Annotated in this window: 9 protein-coding genes and 1 tRNA gene; 3 read left to right on the top strand and 7 right to left on the bottom strand. The window is 39.7% G+C overall.

The features are described from left to right. Positions 1 to 83 precede the first annotated feature (83 nt). Positions 84 to 2,903: a TonB-dependent receptor gene (locus tag K8P02_RS00335; RefSeq protein ID WP_195349404.1), complete on the bottom strand. Its 2,820-nt coding sequence runs from the start codon at positions 2,901 to 2,903 to the stop codon at positions 84 to 86. Between the two features lie 74 nt (positions 2,904 to 2,977). Continuing rightward, the gene (locus K8P02_RS00330; RefSeq protein WP_002559266.1) at positions 2,978 to 3,382 is read right to left on the bottom strand and encodes a hypothetical protein; all 405 of its coding nucleotides are present in this window, start codon (positions 3,380 to 3,382) and stop codon (positions 2,978 to 2,980) included. Positions 3,383 to 3,463: 81 nt separating this feature from the next. Between K8P02_RS00330 and aroB the strand changes: the two genes are divergently transcribed. Then, complete coding sequence (gene aroB / locus K8P02_RS00325) at positions 3,464 to 4,525, top strand: 3-dehydroquinate synthase (protein ID WP_025867549.1); 1,062 nt, start codon at positions 3,464 to 3,466, stop codon at positions 4,523 to 4,525. Between the two features lie 36 nt (positions 4,526 to 4,561). Here the strand turns inward: aroB and K8P02_RS00320 are convergent, their stop codons facing one another. After that, positions 4,562 to 7,273, bottom strand: coding sequence for a sensor histidine kinase (locus K8P02_RS00320; protein WP_025867548.1), 2,712 nt, complete (start codon positions 7,271 to 7,273; stop codon positions 4,562 to 4,564). Then, a complete protein-coding gene (locus K8P02_RS00315; RefSeq protein ID WP_007484037.1) occupies positions 7,270 to 8,139 on the bottom strand; it encodes a helix-turn-helix domain-containing protein in 870 nt (289 codons plus the stop codon). Before K8P02_RS00315 ends, K8P02_RS00320 begins: the two co-directional genes overlap by 4 nt. 302 nt (positions 8,140 to 8,441) lie before the next feature. On the opposite strand from K8P02_RS00315, the gene K8P02_RS00310 reads away from it, so the two are divergent. Next, positions 8,442 to 8,515, top strand: a tRNA-Pro gene (locus K8P02_RS00310). 293 nt (positions 8,516 to 8,808) lie between these two features. Here K8P02_RS00310 and K8P02_RS00305 read toward each other — a convergent pair. Genes K8P02_RS00305 through K8P02_RS00295 form a run of 3 tightly spaced genes read right to left on the bottom strand, consistent with a single transcriptional unit; the run spans position 8,809 to position 11,813 of the window. Continuing rightward, on the bottom strand, positions 8,809 to 9,282 hold the full coding sequence (locus K8P02_RS00305) for a DUF4625 domain-containing protein (protein WP_002559261.1): 474 nt from the start codon (positions 9,280 to 9,282) through the stop codon (positions 8,809 to 8,811). Next, positions 9,279 to 11,435 carry a TonB-dependent receptor gene (locus K8P02_RS00300; RefSeq protein WP_025867547.1) on the bottom strand — a complete coding sequence of 719 codons (2,157 nt, stop codon included), beginning with the start codon at positions 11,433 to 11,435 and terminating at the stop codon, positions 9,279 to 9,281. Before K8P02_RS00300 ends, K8P02_RS00305 begins: the two co-directional genes overlap by 4 nt. A gap of 48 nt (positions 11,436 to 11,483) precedes the next feature. Further along, the gene (locus tag K8P02_RS00295) at positions 11,484 to 11,813 is read right to left on the bottom strand and encodes a hypothetical protein (protein WP_025867546.1); all 330 of its coding nucleotides are present in this window, start codon (positions 11,811 to 11,813) and stop codon (positions 11,484 to 11,486) included. 252 nt (positions 11,814 to 12,065) lie between these two features. Here K8P02_RS00295 and aroA point away from each other — a divergent pair, with 252 nt between their 5' ends. Then, entirely contained in the window at positions 12,066 to 13,295 is a 1,230-nt protein-coding gene (aroA, locus tag K8P02_RS00290) for a 3-phosphoshikimate 1-carboxyvinyltransferase (protein WP_025867545.1), read from the top strand. Positions 13,296 to 13,327 lie beyond the last annotated feature (32 nt).

The raw sequence follows: 13,327 nt of genomic DNA, 5'->3' as shown, positions 1-13,327 counted from the left end.
AAAAACCGGTATTGTTTATGAAAGAAGGTTCATAGTCCTATTATAGAACCATGAACCTTCTTTCTAATATGATTATTGTAAGCTTAGAAACGGGGGCGTCCGCCACCATAGCCTCCGCCATGACCTCTTCCACCACCAGGTCCCATACCTGGGCCACGTCGTCCGGCAGCTTTACCACCAAGCGTATTGAACCGGTAAACAAAGTGCACCATAAAATAACTGCCCAATGTATTGTATTCCGTATCACTCATCTGTGTTTCACTGATAGAACGGCTTAAGTTGCTTTGCTGTTTCAATATATCGTATATTTTAAAACGGAGCGTCGCCGAATTGTTCTTGAGAAAATTCTTAGAGATCTGTGCATTCCAGATTAGTTCATTATTATTGAATCCTCCTGTATATCCGTCTTTAAAACGACAATTAATATCGGTTGAGATATGAATCTCCCAAGGAAGGTTTATATTGGTATCTCCTCCCACATAGTAATCAAATGTTTCACGATTACTATTCTCTTGCTTGCTGTTACGTACCAGATTGTAGTTAACCGATCCATTGAGTGACACATCAAAAAGATCGGAACGATAACTACCATTCAAACGCTGTCCGGCTCCAAAGTTATGTGTAGTACTTAACTCCTGATTGGCATCTTTACTTTTTCCCACAGTAGTATAGCTCACTGCATCACTAAAACGAGCATTCGTATTGGTAGATATAATAAACTTTTTATTCTTCAATGGAGTATTAAACGAAAAATATCCCCGGGTATTCCAGTTACCGTTCACATTTTCTTTCCTATAAGTACGAGCACCAGTCTGAGGATCATATGTCATCTTGTTAGCCACAGAATTAAGCGTATTAGAATAAGACAAGTTAAGATTGAAACTACGCATTGTTTCCGGAGTGAACTTATTATAGTACAACATAAAGTTATTGCTGAATGAAGGTTTTAAGTTCGGGTTACCATAGCGTAAATTCATCGGATCGGTGATATCAATTACTTCTTGCAAATCTTCGATATTGGGAGTATTACTCCGACCGCGATAACGGAATGTGAGCACATGCTGTTTTGTGAACATATAACGGAACATAACAGAAGGAGCCCAATTCAGCACATCTTGCTGAGGTAAATGCTTGTCTGAATTTGGGCCGATAGTTGTTTCACTCAATGAAGATTGAGGAGTAAGCCCAACACCGGCACTATACATCATTTTCGGATGAATACCACGCAGCGAGATATTGGCAGTATGTGTATCATAAAAGTTTTCTACACGGGTACTCAAATTGTTATCATATCCCCGTTCCAGATACTCCGGATAGGGATAAACATTAATACTATCATAAACTAAAGATTGGGCCAACTGTTTGCGATGAGAGAATTCATACCGAAACTGTAGGAAGTGATTCTTAAATACAGGTTCGGTATAAGAAGCAGATACACTCCAGTTACGACTGTCACTCGTACGATTCGTATATCGGGCAATATCTGAAACACTATCCAGTTCGAAGAATTCTGTACGCGATTCTGAGTAGCTGTCCGTTTCGCCATCGCTATAACCAAAGCGAGCGCCTACATACAGGTTTCTTCCTTTATTGTTTAAGCGACGAAACATCATCAAACTTCCATTCAGTGAATAGTTATCGCTATGTGAAGAGGAAGAAGCTATCTTAGCGTTCACCGGATCATGTACATTGTTCCAAGTGTCCGACCCTGAAGCACTTTCCGAATCAGTTTTAGAATAGCTCGCATTAGGACGAAAGATAATAGTGGTCAATGTATCCGGACGCCATTCCAGACGAAAGTCAGCACGTACATCATGACGTTTACGTCGGGAAGTATTTTCGCTGGCACCATATGAAGACTGCTCTCCAAGGAATGTTTCCGTAGATGTCTTCCGACGAGCATCGTTATCAGAGTAACCATACTGCACATTACCCCCTATCTGAATCTTCTTCGTATCTTTGGCAAAGTTAACTCCCAACGAACGTGCTGTAGTAATACCCGAACCGGCATTACCTCCGCCCAACCCCGAACCGGCATCACCAAATTCAGAAAATCCTTTGTTATTCGTATTATTGGCCGAACCGACGATAGAGATACTTGCATCATCTTTGAACCGGCTGACCATTACTCCGGCTTCATAACGTTCTTCGCTACCATAACCGGCTATAAGGTTTCCAATCCAGCCTTTTTTCATTCCTTTTTTTACGGTAAGGTCAAGCACAGCTTCCTCTTCCCCATCATCAATTCCGGTAATACGTGCCATATCACTCTTCTTGTCATAAGCTTTCACCTTTTCGACCATATTAGCGGGTAAATTCTTCATAGACACACTTGGATCATCCGAGAAAAACTCTTTCCCATCCACCATGATCTTCTTAATTTCTTTACCATTAAGAGTAATCTTACCATCTTTATCCACTTCAGCTCCCGGTATCTTCTTTACCAATTCTTCCAGCATGGCTCCTTCTGCCACACGATAGGCCGAAGCATTGTATTCAGTAGTATCTGCTTTCACTACCACAGGAGGAGCTTCCGCCGTAATGACGGCTTCGCTCAACATCACTGCATCGGGATGCAACGTGATAGTACCCACATTCTTTGCAGGTGCCTTATCTGATAACTGGAGAGGAAGTTCCTGAGTAATAAATCCAATGTAAGAGATTCTCAATACATACTTTCCGGCTTTCACCTTGGGTAATGTGAAAGCACCTTGTTTCTGTGTAGTAATGCCCGCTGCCTGAGTACTATCAGGTAAAGCAAGTAATTGAACCGTTGCCATCTCGACAGGTTCTTTCGTGTCTTCTTCAATCACACGTCCGGAGACGGTGATATTTTTGTTTTGTGCAAATGAGGAGAGGGTACATAGCAGCAACAGTACCATCCAGATAGATAATTTTTTCATTAGCCTATGCGTTTGTAATAATAACAATTGCTTTTTTGACAATTGGCAACGCAAAAGGTTTAATGAGACTACAATTATCTTTTAAATATTTTATCCACCATCGCCTTTTTCATCCCGAACTCAAGGCAAAGAACATTCATAATAAGGAAAGTCAAAAAGGAAGAAGTATCTACCGTTATTAAATCTCCGGTAGCTACCCGATAAAGCATTCCACCAAAAACAAACAATACGGTGAGGAAGATGGCATTACGTGTAGCTGAATTGCGTATTTGCTCCGTCTCACGACTCTCACTTTTGGATAAAGCAAAAATAATCATCAATGCACCCACTATCATCAGAAGTTTAGTACATTCCTTGTAAAACAGAAGATTAGTATCAGTTACTTTTCCCATCATCACGAGAATAAAAGGGATAAAAAGAGCGAAAACCAGGATTACATATCCCAGAGGACGGCAATAGACAGGTAGTAATGCTTTCATTGATTTGACGTTTTAATGAGACAAAAGTAAGCAAAAAAAGATATTTTATATACTTTTGCAGTAGAAAAAGCAAATTGAATTATGAGTAAGCAAGAAGTTATCCTATGTAAGAATCTGGAGTTGAGTCTTGGTCAGGCCATAGAGAAGTGCCCGTACGACCGCTTGTTCATCCTGACTGATGAACATACTCACCGCCTCTGTATGCCTCAGATGAAGGAAGTATCTTATCTGAAAGATGCAATCGAAATAACAATTGGAGCGGGTGATATACACAAAACGCTGGAAACCTTAGCTTCCGTATGGCAAGTACTGAGTGATAAGGGAGCTACCCGACATTCGCTGCTCATTAATTTAGGGGGAGGAATGATAACGGATCTGGGAGGTTTTGCCGCCGCCACTTTCAAGAGAGGATTTTCCTATATCAATGTTCCTACTACATTATTAGCAATGGTAGATGCATCTGTAGGAGGGAAAACCGGGATTAACTTCAACGGACTAAAAAACGAAGTTGGCGTATTTGCTCCGGCAAACAGTGTACTGATCGAAACAGAATTCCTACGGAGCCTGGACACTCAAAACTTTTTCTCCGGCTATGCGGAGATGTTGAAACACGGACTCATCAGCAATACAGCTCACTGGACGGAGTTGCTCAATTTTAATACAGAAAGTATTGATTACAGCTATCTGAAACAGCTTGTAGGACAATCCGTACAGGTAAAAGAGAATATTGTTGAACAGGATCCTTTCGAACATGGTATACGTAAAGCATTGAACCTGGGGCACACCGTGGGGCACGCATTTGAAAGTCTGGCACTCGCAGAAAACCGTCCTGTCCTTCATGGATATGCTGTTGCATGGGGAATTGTCTGCGAACTGTATCTGTCACATCTTAAAGCCGGATTTCCAAAAGAGAAGATGCGACAAACAATACAGTTTATCAAAGAGAACTATGGCATTTTTGCTTTCGACTGCAAACAGTACGAACAACTTTACGCCTTCATGCTACACGATAAAAAGAACAAAGCGGGAGTAATTAACTTTACTTTGCTGAAAGACATTGGAGATATCAGCATTAACCAAACTGCTGATAAAGATCTGATCTTTGAGATGTTCGATTTCTATCGGGAATGTATGGGAATATAAATTTATATGTATAGATAAGTTTACAGTAGTTTACTTCTACTGCAAATTTACCTCCTGATAAGGTATAGTGAACCAGAAAGTGGCCCCCTTGCCCTCTTTTGATTCAACTCCGATTTCACCTCCCATACATTTCACAATCGTTTCACTTATTGAAAGCCCCAAACCAATACCCTGAACAAAACTATTCAGCTTCACAAAACGTCCGAATATCTTTTTTTGATATTCTTTCGGAATACCATGTCCGGTATCAGTGACATAAAAACGAAGCATGCCATTCTCTAACCGAGAAAAACCAAAATGTACACTTCCCTCAGCAGTAAACTTAATTGCATTTGAAATCAAATTATTCAGCACCTGTATCAGCCTGTTACGATCTACATTAATATAACACTCTGCATGCTGATCATCAAATTTCAATGATAAATGAGCCGCATTAGCTTTCGGGCAAAAAGCTCTTTCCAACTCCCTCATTATGTCATCCAGATAGACATTAGAAGTAACAAGTTCCAATGCCCCAGCCTCAATCTTCGACAGATCAATAATATCATTCACCAATTGAAGCAACAATTGATTATTGTATTCTATGATATGCAAATACTCCTTACGTTCTTTGTCCGTTTGAACAGTATCGAGTATACTGGAAAATCCAATAATTGCATTCAATGGAGTACGTATTTCATGACTTATATTAGCTATAAATGCCGACTTAAGCCGATTTGCTTCTTCAGCTTTTTCCTTTGCAACAATGAGTTCTTGCTCCATTTTTTTCCTGTCAGTAATGACCAAAACAGAACCAATAAGAGTAAGTGGTTTCCCCTCTTTATCCACTTCATCGACTACAGCCCATGCCTCTACCCAATCATAGTCTTCCTTCGAAACTGCAAGAACACGGAACTGCTCGTTCACCTTATCTCTTTTACCTTCTTTGAGATCCTGAAACAATTTCTTCACGCGCTTTACATCCTCACTATGAATTCCTTTCACAATTTTTGAAACAGAAACAGCAAAAGCTCCTTCTTTCACTACAAATCTTTCATCATCTTCAATTAGTCTGCTCTTGTCAAACCAAACATTATCTTCTTTCAGATTCCATTTCCAGGGAGTAATATCGGCAATGCCAAGTGCCATAGATAATTTATGGTTAATTGTTCGCAAAGATTGACGGGTATGAATCAGTTCTGTAGTATCCATACAGAAAATATTAACCACTTCCGGAAACTTGGAAAGCATAACAAGTACATCATAGTTGTGTCCATTCATCGCATGCATTGAAAAAGAAACAGTTTTTCGTTCCCGATAGGCCATACCCATATACTCTTTCAGTTTAGCAAATACCTCTGAACTATTCAACACACTTCCCCGTTTATTTAAAGCATCTTCTCTCTTATAAAAATGTCTCTCAAAACTGGGGTTCACGTCACTAATTACATAATCATCAACCTCCCCGTCTTCACCTTTTATCAACCTGCACTTCAGATAAAGAACGGGCATGTCATTGAATAAATCATTGTAAATGCTCATTAACTGAATCTGCTTTGATTGCATTTTACGAATATTACTCAGAAAATAGATACGTACTAATAAAATGATTATTCCAAAAAGTACACAGAGTAATATAGTGGCCAAGATATATTTATTCCTGTCAATGAAACTCACCGGCTTATAGTAGAAAAATGTATTCGGAGGGCAAAGTTCCGGATATAAATCAGCTCTAAGCAATTCTTCATAATTAAAAACCGGCCCCGCATAAACTTTCGTAACAGGTATATCAGATGCTTTCACTCCACTTAGTATCTTATGGCTAATATCGGCTATCGTTTTACTGATATCTTTTGACAACGAAAAGTAACCACCGACCAAACCTGTTTGCCCAATCATGTCAGTCAATGTAAATACTGGCTGTGCGGAATATTGGTTTATTCTCTTATATGTACGTGGCAACAATGCTACATTAGTAGAAGATGAATCATAGCTTTCCCATGCCGCATATAATATTCCCGTATTTTTATCAGCTTGCTTGAGAGAGCCTATTACCTCTTCTATATTCTCTTGCCCTTCCGTAAAAAAACGTAATTGTAGATCAGGGAAATGCTTTACCACAGTTTCTGCTACCTCCTGCCGGTTCTGAGCACTAAACCATCTACGATCAGATATAAAAATCAGTTTGTTCATATCCGGTATCTGCTGATACATCAGATCGATTGTTTCTTTTACATAAAACGGCGCATAAACCAGAGTTATATTACGCCCCTTTATAACATTCCGCAACGGTATCTGTTCTTCACGGGTTATGGATGTTTTCTGCAAATAGGCATCAACAGGACCTATATAGCTTTTTTCTGTAAACAAAATAACCGGAATGTCCTTCCATCGCTTCTCTAACTCTTCATGAATTAATGCCCATGTATTTCCTCCCATTATAATAATAAGTCTCGGAATACTGTTTTCATATTCAGCAAACAAATCCCTTCGAATGGTATCCATCCGCTGTTCATCGTATACCCGCATCAAATTAAGGTTTTCAGACGATATAGTAGTACCTTTATATTCGACAGGTAATTTATATATAAGTTCACTAATAATATGATTACTCAAAGGCGAAAGATCCGAATTAGCATTAATAATAAGGATACATTCTTCTTTCACAAGCGAACCCACCGCAAATGAATTGAGGAGGAAAAACTGTAAGAATACAATTGTATATACAATTCTTCGCTTTAACATTAAACTATCTCTTGTTTGTTTCATTTCTGCATTCTATACTCTAAAAGTGACATTCCGGTATGTTTCCTGAAAAAGCGTCCCAGTGATGACTGATTTGCAAAATTTGTCTTTGTAGCAATTTGCTGAATATTTAAAGTTGAATTCTTAAGCAAAGCTTTAATCTCTAAAACCATATACTCAATGATCCAATCTTTAGCCGTTTTCCCACTCACCTCCTTAATAACCGCCGATAAGTATTTGGAAGTTATACACAGTTTATCTGCATAAAAAGCGACTTCCCTATTCTCCTTATAATATAACATAATCAGTTTAAAGAACTGATTGGCCAATTCTTCTTTACGGGCATCCGGCTTTGTTCCTCCCATCAATAGGGAACTATCAAGATAGGTATTATATAAATCAAGATAAAAGAATCTCAATAAATGTATCAATGCCTCTCTTCGGTAAGCAACCTGTTCTCGTTTGACCCGATCAGAAATCAAATTAAAATAACCACAAAAGCCAGCAACCTCACGCTCATTTAAAGGAAACCAAAAATGGCTTCTCATATAAACAAAAAAATGAGGAGAGAAACGGCGCATCCCACTCAAAATATCATCATAAAAAGTAGACGAAAGACTGAGAGTAAGCGTCAAAAAGTCATCACTTATATCCCTACATGAAATAAGCTGCCCCGGAAAAAAAACAGCTAATTGATTTTCAGACAATAAATGTTCATTATCATGTATATTAATACGTGCACTACCCTTCAAACAAAAAACAATCAACCCTGTCTGGATATAAGAAGGATAAGCAGTCAAAGGAAGATATTTCAAATTTCTACAAATTCTGAATTCTTCACCAAAAGCGTTGATTTCTAAAATTTCTTTTTTAATTTTATTGTTTGCCATTTGCCGATATTATGTATTAATATAATTTTCGCAAAAGTATAATATAACAAACTACTGTACAGCAAGGACAAGAATCCTGGTATTATATTGCAGAAAAAAAGTCCATGCAATTTACATTATTTCATAAACAAACAGCAACCATTTAAAGTTTTCTAAAAAATCATACTAAAGTTTTTTTTCAGCAACCACCTCTTGTTTTTAAACAATTCATTCATTTTCAACACATAACAGATTTGAAATAAAATAATTTATTCGATTCCCTTGCTATTTCAAAATAAAGCACTACTTTTGCAACCGCAATTCGGGATGTAGCTCAGCCCGGTAGAGTACGCGTCTGGGGGGCGTGTGGTCGCAAGTTCGAATCTTGTCATCCCGACTGTTGAGCATTAAGGAGTTAGGTCTAAGACTTAGCTCCTTTTCATTTATAGCGATTACAGTTTGATTACATTTTCCCATATACAACCACACTCCCTTTTTGCACATAGCCTCTTTTATTCTTCTATCAGGAACAAACCCATCAAAACAAACAGAGGTTACGCCAGCGTTTTGGCACAACCCCTGTTTTATTTAGACTATTATATCAAGAAAAGTACGATGTCTCTTTTTTGAAATATATAATCTCTTCCCAATTAAAAGTAGTATAACTTTTAAATAGTACTTTTTTTCAGACTACTCATCATGGTCCTCTTCTGCTGTTGTACTAAGTACTATATTACGGGCAATGTGAGTTTCATTACCAGCTGCATCCGTACAATATACCATTAAATGATAATCCCCCGGGGTTGCATCTTCAGGAATTACTATGTCATGATGATGAACATGTACATTCTTCTTACCGGAAACGTCATACGAACGGTTAAAAACGAATGGAACTCTCCCTTCTCCCTCCGCTCTGGTTCCTCCATGTGAGTGATGATCAAAATTATTATGGATATCTATTTTATAAGATTTCAGCATGACGTCATCCGAAAGATCCATTTCAAAGTGTACTCCTTTTTCCGAACCAATCAACAAAGCTTGCCCCTCGGCAGGCTCATGAAGGTCAATCACCGGTTTGGTTGTATCACTATCTTCCTTATCACAAGAAAAAAATGCAAGAACAGAGATAACTAATATAGTTGTGAAATAAATTTTTGTTTTCATTTTAATAACTGTTTAATGGGTACTTTGATTAATAACTGAAAGTTTCTCCCCGGTTCAGGAATTTCCATCTTCCGGTAAAAACTAAGATGATTGTAATAACGGGTATCGAATATATTCCGGGCAGTCAGAGTTATTTCTACCTTCGTCCCTCCTATCGGAAAATTCAGAGTTCCTCCAAGGTGAAACAAGTTAGCTCCCGGAGTGCGGTCTTCATTACGATCTACACGGTTTTGCGAAGCAACAGATTGCCACTCGGCATAAACTGTAAATAGGTTCTTCTGCCAGGTTAGTACGTTACGCATAGAAGCAGGAGGTGAAAAACTCAGTGGTATATGCTCGTCACAATTATAAGTATAAACATACTCACCGGAAAAACGATAATTCAACCGACGCAGGAAATCGATACTAAACGATGCTTCTATCCCTGCAAACAGAGCTTCTGCACCTGTATACCGATAAATTTGCCCGGCATGAGGCAATACAGACCATTCTCCGGTGGGATGCAGAAAGATATAATTACTGAACCAACTCACATATGGAGAAACAGACACGGATAATCCTTTCTGCTCCAAAAGATAAGAAGTATCCAGTTGCCATCCCTGTTCGGAAGCAAGTGAAGCATCTCCCTGTTCATGACGGAAAGTGCCATGATGTACTCCGTTAGAAGCAAGTTCATTGGCTCCGGGCAAACGAAAGCTACGTCCTAAATTCACTTTTACCAAATGTGCCGGTAACGGATTCCACACTACTCCCAACGAAAGAGAATAGTCTCCGAAACGACGATCTACCTTATGACTATTCCAGCGATAAAAATCCACCTGCTCACTATCATACCCCTGACCTTCCAGATAAGTTGCCAGGTAGTTATCTTCATGAGCCGAAATATGAATTGTACCATAATCATAACGTATTCCTCCCGAAACAGAAAAGGAATTATTCGGACGATAAGTAGTGAGCCATAGCAATCCGGTAGAGAAACGGTGATATTCCGGCAACAGAAAAGAATATCCGGAAATACCGTTCTGCTGATATTGACTATCCCAGCCAGCAGTATGCTCCCAGGAAGAAGAACCGAACAAACGCAGCTTAACCGAAGAACTAAAAGTATGAAGCATAAAAGCTAATTCTTTATCAGGATCTTTTTCCGGCAGAGGCTGTGTTCCATAATGTGTATGAAAAGCACTCCACTCTTCCCGATGATTGTTCTGATAACCGAAATCGCCGGATAGCAGTATACTTTCCCAAGCATACTGCTGATGGGTAGTAAACTTCAAGTGATTCACTTGGCTAAAAGGCAACTCAATATTACGACTATCCCCATCATCTTGCAGACGGGAAATATCGGGTATACCATGTGCTCCGGGAAAGAAACCATTCTTCTGAAACACATTACTAATCGCATAATCAGACTTATAGTCCTTGTAATGATACTGAGTAAAGAAACTGATATTGCGTTCAATCCCAGCTGTATTCTTTAGTTTCCGTCCATACAACGGCATCTTTTGAGTGAGATAAATCACCGTATCTGCCGGCACATGATAATCTCCGAAATGTTGCTCAGAATAACGCACTTTCATAAACCAAGCATTCTTCCTGAATCCTAACATAATAGAACCTCCTACCGTTCCATTAACCGACTTTCCCAAAAGTGCCGCTTCACCAAAAAATTGATTAGTCAAGGGAACAACAGCAGGTGTTATATCGATCACTCCCCCCATAGCATCACTTCCATAAAGAAGTGAAGAAGGGCCTTTCAGTACATTAACGGCATCCACGTTGAAAGCATCCAATTCCAATCCATGGTCTGCACCCCATTGTTGTCCTTCCTGCTTCACACCATTTTCCAATACTACAATCCGGTTAAATCCCATCCCCCGGATCATTGGTTTAGAGGTACCTACACCGATGTCCATCGCCTGTACGCCAGGAATATTGGCCATCGCCTGTATAAGATTACCTGTAAAATTCTTCCGCAAAAAGTCCTTGTTCGCAACATCAACCGTAAGTGCAGTCTTTTTCATCTGATGTTGTTGATACGACTCCGTAACCACCACTTCAGACAAAGATACACTCTTGATTGAATCGGACTTTTGTGCATGGACAGCCAGGGCAAAGCATAGCCCTAACACGCCCGAAATAATTCCGATACGCATCATTTACAATTTATTGTTTATAATACTGTGAAAAGATAATATAGATAGTTATGCTATCGGAGGTGCACGCAAATAATGGGAATAAGAAAGCGTGTAAGCTATCTTTTCGGGGTAAGTAACACGCTCATAGGAAATGAGCGGTAATATAAGGGTAAAATCAAATGATATGGCTTCCGTAAAAAGAGAAAGAGAGAATTGGCAGATAAGACAGTCGTCACAAGCATTATGGGAGTTATGAGAATGATGAGTGTCCGAACAAGAAGAAGATACAGCATTATCTCCCCCGTGGTGATGGAGTGCCTTCACCACAAAGAAAGGCATGAATGTTGCAAGCAACAACCATGAAATACAGACTCTTTTTCTAATATTCCTCTTCACCGGGTCTTTGTTTTTAAGTTGATAAGTTTTTGAGTTTTTAAGTTATAGGGTTATAAATACATCAATAAAGGAATGGCGCAAAGGTATGTATCCACCTCTATATATGCAACTATATTGCATATCTTTTCATAATACAGGTCTTATTTTACCAATAGATAGGTATATTAATACATCTGCTACCCTGATAGTTGAATTATGCAAAAATAAATCCTTATTTTTGCAGCTATATTAATCACTATTCGAATTATGACCATGCGTTACAAACTATCAGCTCCCTCTGTAGTGAAGTCCACTATACAACTCCCCGCTTCCAAAAGTATCAGTAACCGTGCACTCATCATTAATGCACTGGCCCGGGGGACAACTCCTCCATGCAATCTGTCCGACTGCGATGATACATTAGTAATGATCAAAGCACTGGCAGAGAATAACGAAACCATAGACATCATGGCTGCCGGAACAGCGATGCGTTTTCTTACCGCATACCTAAGCACTGTACAAGGCACACATATTCTCACCGGAACGGAGCGGATGCAACAACGTCCGATACAAATACTGGTCAATGCACTCCGTGAACTGGGTGCACAAATAGAATATGCCGGTAAGGAAGGTTTTCCTCCTTTACGTATTCATGGAACTGAACTAAAAGGCAACGAACTAACCCTGAAAGGCAATGTCAGTTCACAGTATATTTCCGCCTTGCTGATGATCGGTCCGGTTCTGAAAAATGGATTACGCCTGCATCTTACCGGTGAAATCATCTCTCTCCCGTACATCAACCTTACATTACAACTGATGAAAGAGTTTGGTGCAAAAGCCGCCTGGACTTCGGAAAACAGTATCGAGGTAGCTCCGAAACCTTATACTCCGGTATCCTTTATGGTAGAGAGTGACTGGAGTGCCGCTTCCTACTGGTATCAGATAGCTGCCTTATCCGAGCAGGCAGAAATAGAACTCATGGGGTTGTTCCGTAACAGTTATCAGGGAGACAGTCGCGGAGCCGAAGTATTTTCACGCCTGGGCATAACAACTGAATTTACTCATGAAGGTGTACTTCTCAAAAAGAGCAACAGACTTGTCGAACAGCTAAACGAAGACTTCGTTGATATTCCCGACCTGGCGCAAACCTTTGCTGTGACCTGTTGCCTGCTGGGCATTCCGTTCCGATTCACAGGATTGCAAAGCCTCAAGATAAAAGAAACTGACCGCATTTTTGCGTTAAAAGCAGAACTCCGGAAATTAGGATATCTACTTCAGGATGCACAAGACAGCATATTGATTTGGGACGGTGAACGCTGTCAGCCCGAAGCACAGCCCGTAATACAAACGTACGAGGACCATCGGATGGCAATGGCTTTTGCTCCGGCAGCACTCCGCTTTCCGGAAATGCGCATTGCAGAGCCACAGGTTGTTTCCAAATCTTATCCCGCTTATTGGGAGCATCTACAACAGGCAGGTTTCCAAATAGACAATAAAGAATGAAACCTTATAAGGTTATCCCATATTTTCATTTC

The organism is Bacteroides nordii (assembly GCF_019930665.1).
Lineage (GTDB): Bacteria > Bacteroidota > Bacteroidia > Bacteroidales > Bacteroidaceae > Bacteroides > Bacteroides nordii.
The sequence above is the reverse complement of the archived record's forward strand: the minus strand, read 5'-3'. Positions and strand labels throughout refer to the sequence as shown.